The 18,592-nt window shown below is 35.1% G+C and carries 25 protein-coding genes; 9 read left to right on the forward strand and 16 right to left on the reverse strand.

The window, feature by feature from the left end:
* The 4 genes from QZN27_RS01890 to QZN27_RS01905 all read right to left on the reverse strand — a co-directional run.
* Positions 1-196: hypothetical protein (locus QZN27_RS01890; protein WP_296782905.1), on the reverse strand; the 196-nt coding region annotated here is incomplete at its 3' end.
* Between the two features lie 2 nt (positions 197-198).
* Complete coding sequence (locus QZN27_RS01895; protein WP_296782906.1) at positions 199-1,308, reverse strand: hydroxymethylglutaryl-CoA reductase; 1,110 nt, start codon at positions 1,306-1,308, stop codon at positions 199-201.
* The gene (sucD, locus tag QZN27_RS01900; RefSeq protein WP_296782907.1) at positions 1,309-2,169 is read right to left on the reverse strand and encodes a succinate--CoA ligase subunit alpha; all 861 of its coding nucleotides are present in this window, start codon (positions 2,167-2,169) and stop codon (positions 1,309-1,311) included.
* 11 nt (positions 2,170-2,180) lie between these two features.
* The gene (locus QZN27_RS01905; RefSeq protein WP_296782908.1) at positions 2,181-2,906 is read right to left on the reverse strand and encodes a hypothetical protein; all 726 of its coding nucleotides are present in this window, start codon (positions 2,904-2,906) and stop codon (positions 2,181-2,183) included.
* Between the two features lie 131 nt (positions 2,907-3,037).
* Between QZN27_RS01905 and aroD the strand changes: the two genes are divergently transcribed.
* Complete coding sequence (gene aroD / locus QZN27_RS01910; RefSeq protein WP_296782909.1) at positions 3,038-3,715, forward strand: type I 3-dehydroquinate dehydratase; 678 nt, start codon at positions 3,038-3,040, stop codon at positions 3,713-3,715.
* A gap of 5 nt (positions 3,716-3,720) precedes the next feature.
* On the forward strand, positions 3,721-4,323 hold the full coding sequence (locus QZN27_RS01915) for a S24 family peptidase (protein ID WP_296782910.1): 603 nt from the start codon (positions 3,721-3,723) through the stop codon (positions 4,321-4,323).
* Between the two features lie 92 nt (positions 4,324-4,415).
* Here QZN27_RS01915 and QZN27_RS01920 read toward each other — a convergent pair whose 3' ends face one another.
* Positions 4,416-4,754 carry a P-II family nitrogen regulator gene (locus QZN27_RS01920; RefSeq protein WP_296782912.1) on the reverse strand — a complete coding sequence of 113 codons (339 nt, stop codon included), beginning with the start codon at positions 4,752-4,754 and terminating at the stop codon, positions 4,416-4,418.
* A gap of 11 nt (positions 4,755-4,765) precedes the next feature.
* A complete protein-coding gene (locus QZN27_RS01925) occupies positions 4,766-5,983 on the reverse strand; it encodes an ammonium transporter (protein WP_296782914.1) in 1,218 nt (405 codons plus the stop codon).
* A 201-nt stretch (positions 5,984-6,184) separates the two neighbouring features.
* On the opposite strand from QZN27_RS01925, the gene QZN27_RS01930 reads away from it, so the two are divergent.
* The 6 genes from QZN27_RS01930 to QZN27_RS01955 are packed head-to-tail and all read left to right on the forward strand — an operon-like array spanning position 6,185 to position 10,260.
* Complete coding sequence (locus tag QZN27_RS01930; RefSeq protein WP_296782916.1) at positions 6,185-6,487, forward strand: hypothetical protein; 303 nt, start codon at positions 6,185-6,187, stop codon at positions 6,485-6,487.
* Positions 6,488-6,491: 4 nt separating this feature from the next.
* Positions 6,492-7,718: an HD domain-containing protein gene (locus QZN27_RS01935; RefSeq protein ID WP_296782918.1), complete on the forward strand. Its 1,227-nt coding sequence runs from the start codon at positions 6,492-6,494 to the stop codon at positions 7,716-7,718.
* Between the two features lie 9 nt (positions 7,719-7,727).
* Positions 7,728-8,276 carry a UbiX family flavin prenyltransferase gene (locus tag QZN27_RS01940; protein WP_296782920.1) on the forward strand — a complete coding sequence of 183 codons (549 nt, stop codon included), beginning with the start codon at positions 7,728-7,730 and terminating at the stop codon, positions 8,274-8,276.
* Positions 8,277-8,840, forward strand: a complete 564-nt coding sequence (gene cbiT / locus QZN27_RS01945; protein WP_296782922.1) for a precorrin-6Y C5,15-methyltransferase (decarboxylating) subunit CbiT — start codon at positions 8,277-8,279, stop codon at positions 8,838-8,840.
* Positions 8,841-8,854: 14 nt separating this feature from the next.
* Positions 8,855-9,613 carry a hypothetical protein gene (locus tag QZN27_RS01950; protein WP_296782924.1) on the forward strand — a complete coding sequence of 253 codons (759 nt, stop codon included), beginning with the start codon at positions 8,855-8,857 and terminating at the stop codon, positions 9,611-9,613.
* Positions 9,614-9,630: 17 nt separating this feature from the next.
* Complete coding sequence (locus QZN27_RS01955; protein WP_296782926.1) at positions 9,631-10,260, forward strand: molybdenum cofactor guanylyltransferase; 630 nt, start codon at positions 9,631-9,633, stop codon at positions 10,258-10,260.
* On the opposite strand, the gene rrp42 is transcribed toward QZN27_RS01955, so the two are convergent.
* From rrp42 to QZN27_RS01995, 8 genes are all read right to left on the reverse strand, one after another.
* Positions 10,257-11,042 (reverse strand): exosome complex protein Rrp42, encoded by a 786-nt coding sequence (gene rrp42 / locus QZN27_RS01960; RefSeq protein WP_296782927.1) that lies wholly within the window; start codon positions 11,040-11,042, stop codon positions 10,257-10,259. The two genes, QZN27_RS01955 and rrp42, sit on opposite strands and share 4 nt — an antisense overlap.
* A gap of 12 nt (positions 11,043-11,054) precedes the next feature.
* The gene (gene rrp41 / locus QZN27_RS01965; RefSeq protein WP_292600150.1) at positions 11,055-11,750 is read right to left on the reverse strand and encodes an exosome complex exonuclease Rrp41; all 696 of its coding nucleotides are present in this window, start codon (positions 11,748-11,750) and stop codon (positions 11,055-11,057) included.
* A gap of 23 nt (positions 11,751-11,773) precedes the next feature.
* Complete coding sequence (gene rrp4 / locus QZN27_RS01970; protein WP_296782929.1) at positions 11,774-12,727, reverse strand: exosome complex RNA-binding protein Rrp4; 954 nt, start codon at positions 12,725-12,727, stop codon at positions 11,774-11,776.
* Positions 12,728-12,749: 22 nt separating this feature from the next.
* A complete protein-coding gene (locus QZN27_RS01975; RefSeq protein ID WP_296782930.1) occupies positions 12,750-13,451 on the reverse strand; it encodes a ribosome assembly factor SBDS in 702 nt (233 codons plus the stop codon).
* Between the two features lie 34 nt (positions 13,452-13,485).
* Positions 13,486-14,262, reverse strand: a complete 777-nt coding sequence (gene psmA, locus QZN27_RS01980; RefSeq protein ID WP_296782932.1) for an archaeal proteasome endopeptidase complex subunit alpha — start codon at positions 14,260-14,262, stop codon at positions 13,486-13,488.
* A gap of 212 nt (positions 14,263-14,474) precedes the next feature.
* Positions 14,475-14,831: an Rpp14/Pop5 family protein gene (locus tag QZN27_RS01985; protein WP_296782934.1), complete on the reverse strand. Its 357-nt coding sequence runs from the start codon at positions 14,829-14,831 to the stop codon at positions 14,475-14,477.
* The gene (rnp3, locus tag QZN27_RS01990; RefSeq protein ID WP_296782935.1) at positions 14,821-15,531 is read right to left on the reverse strand and encodes a ribonuclease P protein component 3; all 711 of its coding nucleotides are present in this window, start codon (positions 15,529-15,531) and stop codon (positions 14,821-14,823) included. The genes QZN27_RS01985 and rnp3 overlap by 11 nt, the downstream gene beginning before the upstream one ends.
* Before the next feature lie 71 nt (positions 15,532-15,602).
* A complete protein-coding gene (locus QZN27_RS01995; RefSeq protein ID WP_296782937.1) occupies positions 15,603-16,274 on the reverse strand; it encodes a zinc ribbon domain-containing protein in 672 nt (223 codons plus the stop codon).
* A 154-nt stretch (positions 16,275-16,428) separates the two neighbouring features.
* Between QZN27_RS01995 and QZN27_RS02000 the strand changes: the two genes are divergently transcribed.
* Entirely contained in the window at positions 16,429-16,719 is a 291-nt protein-coding gene (locus QZN27_RS02000; protein WP_292600163.1) for a winged helix-turn-helix domain-containing protein, read from the forward strand.
* On the opposite strand, the gene QZN27_RS02005 is transcribed toward QZN27_RS02000, so the two are convergent.
* Entirely contained in the window at positions 16,720-17,697 is a 978-nt protein-coding gene (locus QZN27_RS02005) for a zinc ribbon domain-containing protein (RefSeq protein ID WP_296782939.1), read from the reverse strand.
* Positions 17,698-17,705: 8 nt separating this feature from the next.
* Positions 17,706-18,590 (reverse strand): hypothetical protein, encoded by an 885-nt coding sequence (locus tag QZN27_RS02010; protein ID WP_296782941.1) that lies wholly within the window; start codon positions 18,588-18,590, stop codon positions 17,706-17,708.
* Positions 18,591-18,592 lie beyond the last annotated feature (2 nt).

Below are 18,592 nucleotides of genomic sequence, written 5' to 3' on the forward strand. Positions count from 1 at the left end.
AATAAGACATGAATTCTCTAGATTCGGGAGTTTCACTGAATTCTTTTATAAATTCATTCAAATCCTTAATAAATTCTTCTTTTCTTTTATCCAAATCTTTAATTTTGGAATAGTCCTTTTTAACTGATATTGTCATTGCAATATCATCAGTTTCTAAAGTGATTTCCGGATACAGCGAATCTAGAAAATCATCCATGTTTATCCTCTTCCGAGTTCCTGGTGAGCTCTTGCAAGATGTCCTGCAGCCAAAGCCCCTACAAGTGACAGTTCACCTGCCAAAACGGTTGATGCTACGATTTCTGCAAATTCGCGGGCATGGCCTGAACCTGCAACTCCTAGGATTTCCAATCCTTCATGAGCAACTTCCAAACTGGTTCCGCCACCAACAGTTGCAACAGGCAAATCAGGTAAGTTTACTGAGAAATATAAATCGCCGTTTCTGTTTTCGGCTGTTGTTATAGAACCGCTTGCCGCTGAACCGATTAAATTTTTAGCGGTGTTGACCTCAACAATTGCCTCGGATGTTGTTTTCAGTTTTTTAGCTACAATGTCCTTTGGTATTAATATGTCTGCTATAACGCTTTTTCCTCTTCCTTCAACAATGTTTATAGCAGCAGGCTTTTTATCGACACAGACGTTACCGCTTAATGCAATATGAAGCGCACTTGTCTCTTCGGCCAATTTATCTAAGATTTTTTCAGAAGCTATTGTTACCATATTCATTCCCATACTGTCTCCGGTTGAGAAGACAAATCTCGGATACACATAGCTTCCGACGATTAATATAGGATCGATTTTAATCAGTTTACCATGAGAAGTTGTACTTTCGGCAATTTGCTTTAACTCATCGAAATTATCAATAAACCATTGTTTGACTTTCAAAGCATCACCAACACCATCACATTTAATTGCAGGTGCACGAGTCATAATGTCGGATACAACTCTTGCATTTACACCACCGGATGCAGTGATTGTTGATGCTCCTCTGTTAATTGATGCAACCAATGCACCTTCAGATGTTGCAAGCGGAACAAAGACTTCCCTTTGACAATATTCGCCATTGATTTTCATCGGGCCTGCAATTCCCATAGGCAACTGCAATACACCGATTGAGTTTTCAATGTTACGGGCGGATGCCCTTTCCATGTCCAAAGTATAGTTTGCAATATTGGATAATTCCAAATCATACTTCTGTTCGAGAAATTCCCTTCTAATGTCGGTTGCTTCCTTTGCTGAAACTTCTTTATCAACCTGATAAAGCTTCATTTCACCGCTTAATAATTTATCAATAATTTCCTGATTTGACATCTACATTACCTTTTTAAGTAAATCTACAATTTCAGATGGTTTTTTAGCTACTTCAACACCAGCCTCATTTAAGGCTTTGGTTTTACTTGCAACGGTACCTGATGATCCTTGGATGATAGCTCCGGCGTGTCCCATTCTTTTGCCTGGAGGTGCTGTCCTTCCTGCAATATATGACACGACAGGTTTTGACATTTCCTCAGCGATATATTTACCTGCCCTTTCTTCTGCAGTTCCTCCAATTTCACCAATCAAGACTACTGCATCGGTTTGGTCATCCTTTTCAAACCTTTTCAGGATATCGACATAATTGTCTCCGGTTACAGGGTCTCCACCAATACCCACTGCAGTACTCTGACCGATTCCTGCATTGGTAAGCTCGCTTGCAATCTCATAAGTTAATGTACCGCTTCTTGAGATTACACCCACGTTACCTTCCTTGAAGATGTGGGTAGGCATAATACCCAATTTTCCAACTCCCGGGGAAATGATTCCAGGAGTGTTCGGTCCGATAATGGTTGTATCCATTTCCTTTGCATATGCCATGATTTTCATACTGTCGTGAACTGGGATATGTTCTGAAATGATAACAACTAAATCCAAGTGTCTGATTGCTTCAAAAGCAGCGTCTTTTGCAAATTTAGCAGGAACAAAAATGATTGAAGCATTAATGTCGACTTCTTCTGTTGCTTCTTCCATGGAGTTAAAAATCGGAACTCCCAAAAAGTCCTGACCACCTTTTCCAGGAGTCAGTCCTGCCACAATATTGGTATTATATTTTAACATTTGTTCAGTGTGAAATGAACCTTGCTTACCGGTTATTCCTTGAACTAAACATTTTGTATCTTCGTTTAATAAAATCATAATAAATCTCCCTATCTCAATATTCTTGTCTTATTTTCAAATGGAACAGCTAAATCTATTACATTTCCATTCATCAATGCAGTAGCTGAAAATATTACGCTACCGGGTAATACATTACAAGTTGTTCCTCTTTCAACTAAATAAACGTTCTTATTTCCAAGTGCCGCCCCAATCATGGCTCCTGCAATTACACCAACTGACTCGATATTCTCAACAGTTGCCACAACAACCGGATCATCAGTTTCAGGTGAAACATAGCCTACACCAGGGATTTTTCTTGCTTTTGGCTCGATATAATCGGATACATCAGTGCAGTTTTTCATGCCTTTTGCCGCTTCAATTGCTGAGTTTGCAACATCTGCTACAAACGGCTCTCCACCATATGTATCAAAACCCAAGATAATCGCATCAGGATAGAAATCCTTTCTTATACTTGCTTCAGCATAGGATATTCCTTCTCCTGCATCATCAGGATTATCAGATATTCCAGACAAATCACCAAGATTTTCTGCACTCATCTTCAAAACATTAACCAAACCTTCATTGACCACTTCCAGCAAATCGTCTTCAACAAATGCGCTTACAACAACATCATCACCAGTGACATTTGTTAATTCAGCGTTTCTTGCACCTAAGTCTATTACACTTTGAAGGTTCTTTTCTATAGTTTCTACTAGCTTAGAACTGCAGGATACATCATTTTTGGATATATCTGCACCTATAGCCGTAATTTTCAAATTAACACCTTGTATAATTGATTCAACAAATAAATAAAATCTTGAAATTTTATTGGTATATATTATGTTTTTTAATTTATATAAAGTTTTTAAGAAAACTTATTTAATAGTAATAAATATATTATAAAGTAATGTATTCACAAACAAAAATTGCAATTCCTATTTTTCAAGAAAAATACGAGGATGTTATTGAAGTTGCAAAGGATTGCATCGATAAGGGTGCTGACGTATTGGAATTCAGAATAGATGCACTTGAAAATCCCGACATTAACCGGATTAAAGATACAATCCAAGAAATTAATTTTCCAATTATAGCAACCAATAGAATAAACACCGAAGGCGGTTCATTTAAGGGCAGCGAAGAGGAAAGGTTCAATATTCTATATGAATGCTGCGACTTGGTTGACTATGTGGACATTGAGCTTCAAAGCAGCGATGAATACATAAACAAGATACATGACACCGGCGTAAAAACCATCGTTTCATACCATGACTTTGAAAAGACCCCCGATTTAAATGAGATAATGTACATTGTCGATAAAGAGCATGAATTGGGAGACATTGCAAAGGTTGCTTTCATGCCGCAGAATCTGGAAGATACATTGACAATATTGGCGGTTCTTTCACACTGTGAAGACACAATCGCCATTTCAATGGGAGATTTGGGAAGCTATACAAGGGTCATGGCATCCAAATTCGACTCCCCAATCACTTTTGCCGCAGGAAGAGATGCAACCGCTCCCGGACAAATTGATATTGAAACGATGAAAGCTTTATTAAATATGGATTTAAACATTATGGATGAGTGATTTAAATGGCTAAAAAGATTATTTTAGCTTTAATTATACTGATTTTAGTTATATTTTTAGGAATCGTATTTTTAGGCAATAATACAGTTAACGTTTATAATGATGGGGAAAATGTCAGTGTCAAGACCAACACATTTGCCGACATTGACAAACAAAGGCTTAGCAAAGAAATCTGCGACTACACATTGGATATTATGAACGATACAAATGCAGACCTGATATCTTATAGACATGGAATCGAAGATATCTGTAGGCAGTATGGTCTTGAAAATGTTAAAATAGATCTAGAATCAAGCATTGGCCCTAACCAGATTCCCCTTATTATTACAGTTGATGGAACATCCATGCTTCCAACACTACAGGATGGACAAGACGTTCTTATAAACAAAACCCATGACATACATGTCGGAGACATCGTTGTGGCCCAATCTGATGAATACGGCGGAATCATAAAAAGAGTTGACCAAATCAATGAAAATAAAGTCCACCTGATAAGCGACAATAAGAACATATCATATGAATACATAAACGGCACATTATATGAAATCAGCGGCATAACCACATGGGTTGACATTTCAGATATTAATGGCGTGGTCATTGAATATTAGAAAAAAGGGAAAATAATGCAAAAATGCACTATTTTCCAAGGGAGATATCAAAAATAGATTTTTTCTATATTGATCTTAATAAGGGGATTAGTTTACACAACATCATTCCCCTCTTCACCGGTCCTTATTCTAATCACATTTTCAACAGGATAAATGAATATTTTTCCGTCCCCGATGTTACCTGTATATGCTGCTTTTTTAATCGCATCAACATATAAATCAAGTTCGTCACTTTTTACGACAATTTCGATACGTGTTTTTGGAATCAAATCGATACAATAACTGGACCCTCTGTAGGATTCCCTAATTCCTTTTTGACTTCCTCTTCCTTTTACCTCTGAAACGGTCATACCTTGACAGCCGACTTCCATCAAGGCCCTTTTAACATCATCGAACTTTTCCTGTCTGATGATTGCAACAATAGCTTTCATTTATATCCCTCCTATGAATTAAAGTTATAAGCGGATTCCTGGTGAAGATGTGTGTCAAGTCCACCAATTTCTTTGTGGTCTTCCACTCTTATTCCGTTCAATGATTTATCTAAGACTTTTGCTATTATATAACTTACTATGAATGCATATGCCATTGTGGCAATAACGCTTATTATCTGTATTACAACCTGATTGGGATTTCCAGCAATCAGTCCTGCAACTCCTCCGATTGATGGAATTGCAAAGATTCCAGTTGCGATTGCTCCCCATACACCGGACATTCCGTGAATGCCCCATGCATCCAAAGCATCATCATATCCGAGTTTAGGTTTCAGATAATTAATTGAATAATATGATATAATCGGAGCGACTGCACCAATAACCAATGCACCGAAAACATCAACGAAACCTGCTGCAGGAGTGATTCCAACCAGACCTGCTACAGCACCGGATATCGCACCTAATATTGTCGGTTTTCCGACTTTAACCACATCAATTAATGTCCAAACAATAAGACCTGTTGCTGCGGAAACATTTGTCACTATCAATGCATTAGCAGCAAGTCCGTCAGCTGCAAGACCTGATCCACCATTGAATCCCATCCAACCGAACCAGAGCAATGCGGCACCAAGTACTGCATAACCTAAATTGTGCGGAATCAGGGAAGGGTTTTTCCTTTTACCTAATACCAATGCTACAGCCAATGCGGAAATACCTGAGTTAATATGGACAACAGCTCCACCTGCGAAATCGAGTGCACCCATCTGCATCAGCCATCCTCCTCCCCATACCCAGTGGGCAATAGGGACATATACAATTAATGCCCAGATGATAACGAATATGACCCATGCTTTTGTTTTCATTCTTCCAACTAAAGCACCGGACATAATCGCACAGGTAATTCCAGCAAATGCACATTGAAACATTACAAACAATAATGTTGGAATTGTACCGTTCAGGTCATCCAAAGCAATTCCCTGCAAGAAGAAATTGGTTGGTGAACCGATTAATCCGTAAATATCACTTCCAAATGCAAATTGATAACCAAATGCTACCCAAATCACACTGATTATAGCAAATGCAATGAAAGTTAAAAACATTGTATTTAAAACATTCTTTCTTTTACTTAATCCTCCATAAAAAAATGCTACTGCAGGAATACTCATTAACAATACGAGTAATGTACAAATGAGAACCCATGCAGTGTCACCAGCACTAAACATAACCATAATATCTTAACTCTATTTATTTTTATTAGTCGGAAATATACTGTCGGAAGTATACTTCCGATATAGTAATTTATCACTAATCATATATAAACATTTTGCAATATTGACAAAAAAAAGATTATAATCAGTTTAATTTTACCAAACAATTAAATAATAGCTTTTAAAAAAAATAATAATAGCATAGATTAATAAAGTGTTATTATGAGAGGTTCAATTAAAGCAAATTTAATAGTATTTTTAATAATTGCCGTAATTGCATTTTGTATCAGCTCAGCATTCGCGACACTAACAATACATGAAGATAATGAGTCGTATAAATTAAAATCGCTAGAAGACGATTCATTTGAACCAACAGAGATTGATTATGTGCCAACTTACATTCCAAAAAATGATACGAATACAACTAATGACACTATAACTAATGTAACCGAGTATGTAGAAACTACAATAGACAATCTGACAGAAGACAATTACACGATGATAGAAGAATACTTTGAGGACTGATAAAATGAGTGAAAAAAAGAAATTTATCAGAGACAGTGTCTATGGTGATATTAGCTTAAACAATTTTGAAGTAAAAATAATGGACATGCCCCAATTTCAACGTTTAAGACGCATAAAACAGTTGGGATTGATAAGCTTAATCTATCCTGGAGCAACACACACAAGATTTGAACATTGTGTCGGAACCATGAATTTGGGATCAAAACTTTCCGAAGAATTGGGATTGAATGATGACGAAATCGAACTGATTAGAGCATCTGCACTCCTGCATGATATCGGTCATGGTCCATTTTCACACGTTTCAGAAGGAGTACTGTCTGTTCCTCATGAGGAATTGTCCAAATATGTGATTACCAAAACATCAATGAGAGATTTGCTTGAAGAAAAATTTGATGTTAATGAAATCGTCGACATCATTAACGGAAAAGGCCACCTGGGACCAATTGTTTCAGGAGAGCTTGATGTTGACAGGATGGATTATCTTTTAAGGGATTCACACAATACAGGCGTTTCATACGGAAAAATAGATTATGAAAGATTAATTTCAAATTTAAGTTTAGATGACGGATTGATACTTGACATCAAGGGCGTTCAAGCAGCAGAAGGAGCATTGGTATCCAGATATTTCATGTATCCTAGCGTTTATCAGCACCACACCACCCGTATCGTGAATACAATGTTTAGAAGGGCATTGAAAAAAATAATCAATGAAGGAATAATCGATGAACGTGAAATCTATAAATACGATGATTCAGCCATCATTGCAACATTCAGGCAGTGCGAAAACGAATATGCAAAAGACATAATGTACAGACTGGACAACAGGATTGTACCAAAAAGGGTTAAGACAATCCGTTTGGATAACTTTAAATTCCCTGAAAAGATGTATAAGATACCGGCTGATGAACTTAGAAAAGCGGAAGAGGAAATTGCTGAAGATTACGGGCTTGACAAGGATTATGTATTTATAAATATAGCAGAATATCCTCGCTTTGATGAAATGAAAACCCAAGTAAGCGTTGAAGGAAAACTGTTCCCATTAACTGAAATATCTAATATCATATCAGCATTAAGCAAAGCAAGATTCAACATTCCAGACATCAGCGTTTATGTTCCTGAAGATGAAAAATCCAAATTCAACAAATTAAAATTAGAAAATTACATTGATTTACCAGAAATAGACCGTGAAAAATTCCACGGAATACATTATGACCAAATTAAACTGTTTTAGGAGAAAAATATGATAGTAGTTGGAATAACCGGAGCGAGCGGAGTCATATATGGAATAAGACTTCTTGAAGCATTGAAAGAATTGCATATTGAAAACAGTTTGGTGGTAAGCGATGCCGCAAAGATCGTTATTGAATCTGAAACAGACTACAGCATTGAAGATGTCATCGATATTGCTGACACATATTATGATTTCAATGACTTGACAGCATCCATAAATAGCGGATCATTTAAAGCGGACGGCCTGGCAATTGTTCCATGTTCAATGAAGACATTATCATCAATTGCCAATGGTTACGGTGCAAATACAATAACAAGGGTTGCCGATGTGAGCTTAAAAGAGAGAAGGCCAACCGTCATTGTTCCCCGTGAAACTCCGCTTAGAAGCATTCACTTACAAAACATGCTAACATTATCACAGGAAGGAGCCATCATTTTGCCTGCAATGCCTGGTTTCTACTCAACACACAACACTGTTGATGACCAGATCAATTTCATTGTTGGAAAAATCCTGGACTCCTTGAAAATTGAAAATGATTTATTTAAAAGGTGGGAGTAAATGTTAGAAGATAAGGATTTCTTTAAATCCTGTGACGTTCCAGGACCTACAAAAGAGGCCATAAGAGCAATAATACTATATAAATCCGAAGTCAAACCAACTGATAAGGTTGTTGACTGCGGATGTGGAACCGGAGGGATAACCTGCGAGTTTAGCCAACGGGCAGGAGAGGTCATTTCCATCGACACCAATTCGGAAGCGATTGAAGTAACCTCAAAAAATCTTAAAAAGTTTGGGCTTGGAGATAATGTCACATTAATTAATGATGATGGGGCAAATGCCCTTAATGATATTGACAATATTGACATTGCTGTTGTGGGAGGCAGCGGCAGGCAATTAGAAAATATTTTAGACATTGTCCATGAAAAACTGAATTCAAAAGGAAGAATCATCATTACAGCTATTCTGGTTGACACTAAAGTTGAAGCAGTGAATAAGCTTAAGGATTTGGGATATAATCCGAAACTTATGGAAGTCAATGTTTCAAATGGAAGAATCCTCGACAGGGGAATCCTGATGATTAGTGAAAACCCGATAGCGATCATAACTGCAAAAAAAAGATAATTGGAGATTATACAATGAGTAAACGATTAAGTTGGAAGGTGAAATTTTCCATAGTAATGATTTTATTAATAATAATCATTTATGGATCAAATTACCTTGTATTAGGTGACGCCGAACACATTATTTCATATGTTTGGACCCATTTAGGTTTCATTCCAGTTGATATTCTACTTGTAGCATTCTTACTTGATGAAATTATTGAAAAAAAGGAAAAAGAAGCCATGCTTGAAAAATTAGACATGCTTATGAGTACTTTCTTCTCAGAAGTTGGAAATGACCTGATCAACCAGTTAAGTGCTGCAAACAAATATAAAACAAGTACCGAAAACTTGAAATCAATTAAGGATTGGGATGAAAAAGACTTTGACAATAAACTGGCTGAACTAAAAGACGCTTCACTTGATTTCCAAGCAGACATTCCTGCTGAAGGACGTGAAGAATTTTTAGAAAACCTAAGAACATTGCTTGCAAGTAAAAGAGAATTTATTATTAACCTGATAAACAACCCTAATTTACTTGAAAAAGAGGAATTTACCGAATTAACCAATGCCATTCTTCACTTGGATGAAGAACTGGAACACAGAAAAGATTTGGCATTAGTTACAGATACCGATTTCGGCCATTTGAATGGAGACATGAAAAGGGTATACGACAAATTAGTCTATGAATGGGTCAGTTATCTAAAATATCTATATAAAAATTACCCATACATGATTGCGTTAATTATCCGTACCAATCCATTTGATGCCGATGCAGACGTATATGTAAAATAGATTTGGAGAGATTTAATATGAGTAACGATATTGAAAATAGTGAAAATATTAAATCTTGCATTATTTTATGTGGAGGAAAAAGTAGTAGAATGGGTCAGGATAAAGGTTCCATGATTATTCGGGACAAACCCATGATTAAACATATTCTTACTACTTTAAACCACCAAATTAATGAAGCCATAATTGTTTTAAATGATGCCAAAAGGATTGAGAAATATAGTGAATTTATCAATCCAGAAGAATACGCCTATAAAATTACTTTTGTTGAAGACAAAATTAAAAATAAGGGACCAATGCCAGGAATCATGACAGGACTATATGAAATCAGCAGCGATTATGCCCTGATTCTGCCTTGTGACAGCCCATATGTTTCCAAAAATTATATAAATACTATTTTTAAAGAGATTGATAAAGATTATCAGGCTATTGTGCCCTATCATGATGAAAAAAACAAATTGAAAACATCCGAACCACTTCATTCCATCTACAATAAAAACATTATCCCTGAAATAGAGAATCTAATTTCAAATGATGTTCTGCACATTAAAGGTTTAATAGAAAAAATAGATACAAAATTTGTTTTGATTGATAATAAAAAAATAGAAAAAAAAGAATTTAGAAATCTTAATCGTCCGCAAGACGTTTAAAGATGTTCTACTAACTCTTTTGTTTTTGTCACTGCTAAGTTGACAGCGAAAAGAATGTCATCTTTGGTTAATGGCTCTTTTCCACCTTTTTGCATGGAACAGATGTGGCCATCTTTTGTAACTCCAACATTTAAACGGGCGGAAGCTACGCTTTCTTCGGACAATGTTGGGTCGATTACCATCTTATCACCAATTTTAACGAAGGTACATAAAGCCAATTCGTTGTTGATTGGTAAATCGAAGGTTTCATCTTCACTAATGACAACTTCTTCATCAACGATAGTTGCAACAGGCAATTTAGTGGTTTTTAAAGCAGCCATAACTGCTAATTCACATGCATCGAAAAGGTTTCCACAGTTATCAATAATGTGCAAGTCAATGAATAACATCCAAACGTGTTTTCCTTCTTCAACACATAATTTGTCCAGTTCCACCAATTCACTTTCACGAATGCCTCTGTCAACTACACGTGCAAGTTCAATTGAATCTTCACTAGGTGGTCCTGGTTCAAAAGTAGGATCCGCCATTGGCAACATTTCACAGTTGGTCATTAAAACTCCTAAATCAGGAGTGTCAGGGAATGGGCTTCCAAGTTGTGGTTTAATACCTACAATAACTTGAGTTCCACCGATCTTAACACGAGCAGAACCTTCAGCTTTAGAAATAACATTAGTTTCAATAGAAATGTCCCTATATTCATCAAGTGCCCTGCCATCTTCTCTTTTATCGTTTCCGACAAGGTTTTCAATACTTCTTCTTGTAATTTCTGGTACTATCTCCATATTTCCACCCCCTTATTCTATAGAATATTTTTTCATTAAAGCTTCTTTTTGGATTTCGTTTACTTTACGACATCCTTCCATAGCCAAATCGATTGCTTTTGCAAATTCTTCTTCAGTCAAGTCACCGTCACTTTGCAATAATGTGATTTCGCCGGTTCTTGGCATCATAGCTATTGGAACATCAGCTTGACCTTCCTTATCTTCTTTTTCAGATAAGTCAAGGACTATTTCATCATAAACTTTACCTGCAGCACAACCTACAACAATATCTTTCATAGGTATTCCTGCATCGACAAGCGCAACGGAAGCTGCGGTAATTCCAGCACAACGGGTTCCTCCTTCAGCTTCAATTACTTCAATATAAATATCAATCATTGATCTAGGATAATTTTCTAACATTAATGCTGGTCTTAAAGCATCAGCAGTGATTTTAGAAATTTCAGAGGATCTTCTATCAGGTCCTGGCCTTTTTCTGTCATCTACAGAAAATGGTGCCATGTTATATCTGCATCTGATTACACCGGTGTTAGGTTCAAGTAATCTTCTGATGTATGATTCTCTAGGACCATAAACAGCTACCAATATTTTATTTCCTCCAACTTCCAAGTAAGCTGAACCGTCTGCACGTTCAAGAACTCCAGCTTCAATCTTAATAGGACGTAATTCATCAAATTTCCTACCATCATCTCTTATTATATCTGACATCATATCAACCTCATAAATGTGAAGAATTATTTATTATTTAATATGAAAGAATTGTTTGAGTTATCACCGTATGATAATCCATCTTTGCTTTTATTTTTTCTTTTAAATTCTTCTATTACTTCACCAATGTCTGGTTTTTCTTTTTTCTCGTTTTCCTCTTCGGATTCTTCTGATTCTTCTGATTCTTCTTCAGCTGCTTTTTCCTCAGCTTCCTTTTCTTCTTGTTCTAATTCTTCTTTAAAATTTTGAAGTTTAGGTTTTTCTAAAACAAATTCCTCTTCTGTTTCCTCAACTTCTTCAGGAGGCAATTCGCCATCGATAGCTAAGTACAATTTGTTTTTAATTTTATTTGTTAAACCAGAAGTATGAGCTTCAGCTTCAATCAAATGAATTATTTCACGGGTAAGCTGTTCCATGTCTTCATTTCCTTTAACCCATACAAGACCGTTTTGACCAACAACGATTTTACATTTAGTTTTGTCTTTAATCATGTTAATCATTGAGCCTTTTTTACCGATTAATCTTGGAACTTTGGTTGGAGCAATATCGACAATAATTCCTCCTTTGAATTTACCCATTCCTCTACCTTTTAAACCGAGTTTTGCCTTTTTGATTTCATCAACATCGACAACTCTTAAAAATAGCACATCCCCAACATCATATACCTTGTTGAGTTCTTTTTTCTCACGACCAAACACTTCAAAGGCAGGTAAAATACCGGAATATGGTGAATTGATGTCTACATCCCACATTGAGAATCTGACATCCTTAATCTTACCAATCACTACATCTCCTTTTTTAGGAACATATTTGCTTTTTAAAGGAATGACTCTAATCTTTTTATTCCTTAAAGAAACACGTCCCAACAAAGAAGAGCAAATTTTACCGTTTTCTTTAAAGGTACCTCTTCCTGAATAGTATTCGTCATCAGCCAATATTTGACCTGGAATAACTAAATCTTTATTTTCCACGTGTATCATAGTAATCCCTATAAATATGAATTTATTTTATAGTTCTAGTTTCTGCCTCTCCACCTGAAATTTCAGCCATTTTTGAAGCAAAAGAATTCTGAAGACCACCTGGCATTTCCACAATGCCTATCCAAGAACCGTCCTGTTGCCATTCTTCATTGATAATTTCTCCGAATCCATGAATTACATTATAGGCTCCGCCTGCTGCTGAACCCGGAAGTCTTACAGCAACTTTAACTTTTTCGAATCGGATTGGAATAAGTGGCTTAATAGCTTTTAGGGCTGATTGAACTTGTTGATCTACTGATGTGAATGGGTCAAATTTGACCTTGGCCTCGTCACATGCATTTTCAATTCTTTGAGCAGGATGAGGCAAGCCATTTTGAGGATTAATTGCTTCTTTAGCAATTTTATTTATAACAAGTTTTCTTTTATCCTCTTGCATTTTTCTTTTTTGATCAGCAGTTAACTGTACAGTTCCCTTTTCAAGTATAATCCTTGAAACTTCAATAGGATCGGTAGTTTCAAAGATTTTATTCATGGCTTCATCAGAAGCCTTATCTCCTTTTTTGGAGTCTTTAAAAATTTCTTCAACAGCTAAAAGATCTTCGATGGCAACATCAGGGCCGTCAGGATTTCGAAAATCTGCTGCTAAATCAGGGTCAACCAATATTTCAAAATGTTCACCTGAGTACTCGTATTTAGCAATTATAGCTTCATCAACATTTACCATCAAAGCATCCCCTAACTAATTAATCAGAAAATAATTATTCTTCTTCGGAATCCTCTTCGGATTCTTCACTTTCGTCTTCTTCCTCTTCTTTAGGAAGCACTTCATCAATGTATTTTTGTACTTCATCTTGAGAAAGTTTCACATATTTTTCATCTTCGATTTTAATGACTGCGATTTCAACATTGTTTGAAGTGGTTTCATGGTCGGTAGCTTCATTGATAGCAGTTAATGCCAATTCGATAGCTCCTTCTAATGTTAAGGAATCTTCATACTTTTCTTCAAAAATGTCCATTGCAGCATTTCTTCCAGAACCGATAGCAGTAGCCTTGTATTCTATTAAAGCTCCACTTGGGTCGGTTTCGAATAATTTGCATTTGCCGTTATATATTCCACCAATGATTAAAGCAGAACCAAATGGTCTTACTCCACCATTTTGGGTATATAACTGTAGCATGTCACATAATTTCTTAGATAAGCTAGTTACGCGAATAGGTTCACTATAGGTGATTTTATTGATTTGAGCTTCAACTCTTGCTCTTTCAACCAATGCCCTTGCATCAGCAACAAGTCCTGAAGTAGCTGCTCCAATATGTTCATCTATTTTGAATATCTTTTCGATAGATGAAGCTTCAACTAATTTTGAAGTGGTTCTTTTGTCAACAGCCAAAACAATTCCTTCTGAACTTTTTACACCTATTGATGTAGTTCCTCTTTTAACAGCTTCTCTTGCATATTCTACTTGGAAAAGTCTTCCATCTGGGCTAAATACAGTAATAGCCCTGTCATATCCAGCATTTTGTAAAGGTTGCATATTAATACCTCATATTTTTATAAATATTATATTTCATATTCGACAACTTAAAAAAAATAAAACCAAATCTTCCATGAAAAGGCAAATTTTAATTCTAATCACAAATCAGTAGTGAATTAAAATATTTTTTATTCTTTTTTTCCATAAATCCAATTGATATTTATAATTATATTTATTTATAAAGTTTTCTATTTTAAAATAACAAAAAGTAATTAAATGTATTTTTGAGAGGCCTTTATGGTTCCGGACATTCCGATGGTGGTTAATGAAACAACATTGCCACTATATTTATAAGTCAAAGCAAGAGAAGATCTTACATTTTCTGTAAAATCCCTTTGACATCTCACAATGGATTTATATCGAATGTAATCTTCTGTTTTCTCGATTTCATAAAATTTCATGACCCATAAATTAAAATTAGAAGTAATGGCTTCCCCCTGAAACCGAATACAGGCATCCCATATCATATTCACCAATTCATCTTTGGTAATTGGAGATGTGGTTTTGATATCCAATGTCAGATACCTATTATTCTTTCTAAGAGTAGGCGGCAAAACCTTAAGCTTCATCGTTTACCCTCCTGACGCCCCTAAAAATCAAGTCCTTCCTATCCCTGTTGAATTCAAGTATATTTCTGGAGGTCATGAATGACTTGCTTATTTCTTCATCACTTAATCCTGTTTGCTTAAAAACTGAAACAAAATCCTGTGTAGTCTTTATGCCAAAAATGGATTCTGCTCTTGAAGATAAAATTAATGGAAAATCAAACTTCCTATATAATGTGTAAATATCTCTGAAATTTGAAATTATTTTTGCCCTAGGCGCCAGATAGCTTTTTAGAATATCTTCAAAGCATAATTCAATAGCAACATTATTGTTTAAGGCTTCTTTTGCAAGAATATGATTTATACCGGAATCATACCTTTTCAGATAAGGTCTTGACAATACATCAATTTTAACGTTTTCCAGAACGGCCCTGTTAACCTTCAAATCACCGCCAACTACTGAAATGCATAATGCATTATTCCTGAATTTATTAACGGCCTTTCTGATTTCATTAATGTTTGTTGATTTAATCTCCAGGGTATAATCAAAACTGATAATGTCTTTTAAACTGTCTTTTAAATCATCTCTTAAATTCAAGGCATTTTTAAAATCATTTTGATTGTATGAAAAATTAATGTGGTCCCATCCATATTCAGAGGCCTGCTTAGCCAATTTAACATTATTTTCCAAGCTACTGCCCTTAACATTTAAATCAAAAAACATAGTAATTACTTTATTATTCTATATATTTAAAAATTTGTCAAAAAAAATAAGATAAGTGATTATTTAATCACTTATTGATATCTAAAGAATTCAACTTCCCAACTTACAGTCTCATAATAATCTATCGTAAATTCTTCTTCTGAATCAGATGTAAATTTAAATGAATCAGATCTTGTCTCAACAGGACTTTTTGGACCCCAATCCACACCACCAGACTCACCATTTGTACCGGATACATACAAATGGTTTGTAGCGTAATTCAAAATTGGATGTGCAGAGAGTTCCACTTTTATTTTACCCTCAGGAACCTTGATAGTTTTAGAACCTGAACCTGAACCGGAATAGCTTCCTATTGAAACCCACTTTTTCGATTTACTTTCAGACGAACTGGATTTTTCTGATGTTTTCTTTGAAGAATCTGAAGAAGATTCTGTTGTTTTCTTTGAAGAATCTGAATTACTATCAGAACTATCACCTGAATTATCATCAGACTGAACTTTGTCGGAATCCGCACTGCTCTGTGAACTAGCATCACCAACACCAGAACCAGAATTTAATGCAAAATATCCTATAACTCCAACCAAAAGTAATATAACCACAATCAAAGCGATTATAATATATTTAGAGTCAATACCGGAACCATTTTCTGAAACGCCTCCAGCAGGTGCTGATAATGGATTTCCACACTTAGTGCAAAATTTCGCTTCATGCTTATTTTCTTGGCCACATTTATTACATTTCATTCAAATCATTGTACAGTTAATTTTAATATGTTATTAATTTTAACAAGTCTCATATATGAAATTATTTATTATGTCTATCATAACCTAAGAGGTGTTTAAATTAAACATACAATGTTATAAAATATTTTATATCATAAAGACTATATACTTTATTATGGTAAAAGACAATGATGAACTTTTGAAATTAACTTCATATGTTCAAATTTCAAAATACCGCGAAAAAACATTAAAATCAATTGGTGATGATGTTAAAATACCAACAAACATTGCTAAAGACAGTGGAATTAGAACTAATCATATTTCAAAAGTTCTAAGCGAATTAAAAAGCAAAGAAATTGTTGAATGCATTAATGAAGAAGCCCGTAAAGGAAGATTGTACAGATTGACCGATACAGGAAAAGACGTTTTAGAAACTATTAAAGAGAAAGAAGAAAAAGAAGAGTAGTTAACCTAATTCTATACCCTCTTTTATACTTTCTAATTCACTCATATCTTCATTGTTTGAAACTTCTTTTAAGACGTCAAATAACATTTTTAATAAAAGGCTGTTTTTTATATCCAATGGAAAACTATCTATTGTTTCTTTAAAAATTGACTCATATGTGGGTTGAACTAAATCTTTTCTATATTGGAGCTTTATTTCATTTCTAAGCTCCTCATCAATATATTTTTCCAGATAAATTATTATCTCATTAGCAAATGAATTTCCCAATTTTATCATGACTTCCAGAGATTCGTCATCAAATCCATAGCTTTCAACCAATACATTGAAAGATCCGTAATTTTGATAGCCGTATGGAATGAACCTTCCCTCAACAGTGTGTGCACAGTACTCATTCATGATTTTAAATTCCGGAAGGGTTAAAAAATACCATACAAAGCTTTGAAGAGTGGAAGACGGTTTGACCTTAAAAATATAACATAATAAGCTTTCAATAATTTCAAATAAGAAAAAATGACCCAATTCATGAATGAGCGTAGCAATCTGAACTGAATCATCCAATCTGTCATCATAATAAATTCCATTTCCTACAAATATAAAACCTCGCTCATATCCTCTTGATTTAGGTTTGCATTCAGTGAAAATGCCTGCAAGGTTTAGAATCCTATTTTTTATCGTATCTCCCCAAATGTCAAAATAATCCGCCCTTATAAAGATATTGGATAAAATCTGATTGTATTGCTCGTTGGAAATCTGGGCATTCAACAACAAGTTCTGATTGAATTCGGAAAATAGGGTTTCAAAATCTTCAATGCTGATGGGGTTGATTTGATTTTTGCATTTAACACAATATATAGCAAAATCTAAATTGCTTTGACCACAAAATGGGCAAATATGCTCCAATATTAATTTATTGCCGCAATGTGTGCAATAATTATTTTCCTTAAGATTCAAAGTTCCGCAAATATCACAGGTCCTCATGTTCCCACCTACCTAAACATGCTCTTAAGACTTCTAACCGTTGAATTGATTGTATTTTTTTGAGATATCCTTCTCTTGATATTTTTACCACAGTTGGAACAATATTCCGTGTCCCAAGTCAATATTTCTCCGCATGAGCAAACCAACCTTGTCTTTACATTTCTCTGTGGATTCAGTGGCCTTTCACAGTTTTCACAAAATTTCAGATGTTTATGGTTTTTATGCCCACATATGCATATGATTTTAGTATCTTCCTTCTTCAGATTATTTCCACATTGAATGCAAAAATCGGATGTGATTTCATTCAGGGTGGAACATGTGCATAAAATTCCAATCTCACCCAAATTACCATAATTGACAAGTGGAAGTCCGCAGTTACGGCAAAACTGTGAGAATTTTTCATTTTCCTCACCGCAAAAGCAAAATATAGAATCATTGAATTCAAGATTAAAATTGCTGTAGTTGTCATCCGGCCTGATTTCATTATCTTTCAATTGTTTGCCACACATTTCACAGAATATGTTTTCCTTTGAGTTGATTGCCCCACATTCACACAACACATTATCCACAGAAAACTTGGGCTTGGTATCCCTTTTGAAAATTTTTGAAAGCCTGCTCTGCGACCTTTTAGCACCACACATATAACAATATTCATTATTTATTTCATTCAAGTACCCGCAGGAGCATATCTCATATTTGAAATCGTTTTTAGTGTTTATGTATGGTGAAAAGTCAATTTGAAAATTAAAAAAACCGATATTATGTATCGGAGGGATTAAAACAGGAACATCATTATTCGCATCAAAGCCTGTTTTATGTCCGCAACCCATACAATAAGGTTCATTCGGTAGTATTCTGTGACCGCATATTCTACAATAGTTCTTTGATGCCATTT

This window comes from uncultured Methanobrevibacter sp. (assembly GCF_900316895.1).
GTDB lineage: Archaea > Methanobacteriota > Methanobacteria > Methanobacteriales > Methanobacteriaceae > Methanocatella.

Excerpts from the sequence above, each read along its gene's own strand:
- QZN27_RS02010 (WP_296782941.1), bottom strand. The coding sequence starts at position 18,590 with ATGGCATCAAAGAACTATTGTAGAATATGCGGTCACAGAATACTACCG.
- QZN27_RS01930 (WP_296782916.1), top strand. The coding sequence starts at position 6,185 with ATGAGAGGTTCAATTAAAGCAAATTTAATAGTATTTTTAATAATTGCC.
- QZN27_RS01935 (WP_296782918.1), top strand. The coding sequence starts at position 6,492 with ATGAGTGAAAAAAAGAAATTTATCAGAGACAGTGTCTATGGTGATATT.
- QZN27_RS01895 (WP_296782906.1), bottom strand. The coding sequence starts at position 1,308 with ATGTCAAATCAGGAAATTATTGATAAATTATTAAGCGGTGAAATGAAG.
- rrp41 (WP_292600150.1), bottom strand. The coding sequence starts at position 11,750 with ATGATGTCAGATATAATAAGAGATGATGGTAGGAAATTTGATGAATTA.
- QZN27_RS01950 (WP_296782924.1), top strand. The coding sequence starts at position 8,855 with ATGAGTAAACGATTAAGTTGGAAGGTGAAATTTTCCATAGTAATGATT.
- QZN27_RS02000 (WP_292600163.1), top strand. The coding sequence starts at position 16,429 with ATGGTAAAAGACAATGATGAACTTTTGAAATTAACTTCATATGTTCAA.
- sucD (WP_296782907.1), bottom strand. The coding sequence starts at position 2,169 with ATGATTTTATTAAACGAAGATACAAAATGTTTAGTTCAAGGAATAACC.
- QZN27_RS01920 (WP_296782912.1), bottom strand. The coding sequence starts at position 4,754 with ATGAAAGCTATTGTTGCAATCATCAGACAGGAAAAGTTCGATGATGTT.
- rnp3 (WP_296782935.1), bottom strand. The coding sequence starts at position 15,531 with ATGTTTTTTGATTTAAATGTTAAGGGCAGTAGCTTGGAAAATAATGTT.
- psmA (WP_296782932.1), bottom strand. The coding sequence starts at position 14,262 with ATGCAACCTTTACAAAATGCTGGATATGACAGGGCTATTACTGTATTT.
- rrp42 (WP_296782927.1), bottom strand. The coding sequence starts at position 11,042 with ATGGAGATAGTACCAGAAATTACAAGAAGAAGTATTGAAAACCTTGTC.
- QZN27_RS01975 (WP_296782930.1), bottom strand. The coding sequence starts at position 13,451 with ATGGTAAATGTTGATGAAGCTATAATTGCTAAATACGAGTACTCAGGT.
- QZN27_RS01995 (WP_296782937.1), bottom strand. The coding sequence starts at position 16,274 with ATGAAATGTAATAAATGTGGCCAAGAAAATAAGCATGAAGCGAAATTT.
- QZN27_RS01985 (WP_296782934.1), bottom strand. The coding sequence starts at position 14,831 with ATGAAGCTTAAGGTTTTGCCGCCTACTCTTAGAAAGAATAATAGGTAT.
- QZN27_RS01915 (WP_296782910.1), top strand. The coding sequence starts at position 3,721 with ATGGCTAAAAAGATTATTTTAGCTTTAATTATACTGATTTTAGTTATA.
- aroD (WP_296782909.1), top strand. The coding sequence starts at position 3,038 with ATGTATTCACAAACAAAAATTGCAATTCCTATTTTTCAAGAAAAATAC.
- QZN27_RS01940 (WP_296782920.1), top strand. The coding sequence starts at position 7,728 with ATGATAGTAGTTGGAATAACCGGAGCGAGCGGAGTCATATATGGAATA.
- QZN27_RS02005 (WP_296782939.1), bottom strand. The coding sequence starts at position 17,697 with ATGAGGACCTGTGATATTTGCGGAACTTTGAATCTTAAGGAAAATAAT.
- QZN27_RS01925 (WP_296782914.1), bottom strand. The coding sequence starts at position 5,983 with ATGGTTATGTTTAGTGCTGGTGACACTGCATGGGTTCTCATTTGTACA.
- QZN27_RS01955 (WP_296782926.1), top strand. The coding sequence starts at position 9,631 with ATGAGTAACGATATTGAAAATAGTGAAAATATTAAATCTTGCATTATT.
- cbiT (WP_296782922.1), top strand. The coding sequence starts at position 8,277 with ATGTTAGAAGATAAGGATTTCTTTAAATCCTGTGACGTTCCAGGACCT.
- rrp4 (WP_296782929.1), bottom strand. The coding sequence starts at position 12,727 with ATGATACACGTGGAAAATAAAGATTTAGTTATTCCAGGTCAAATATTG.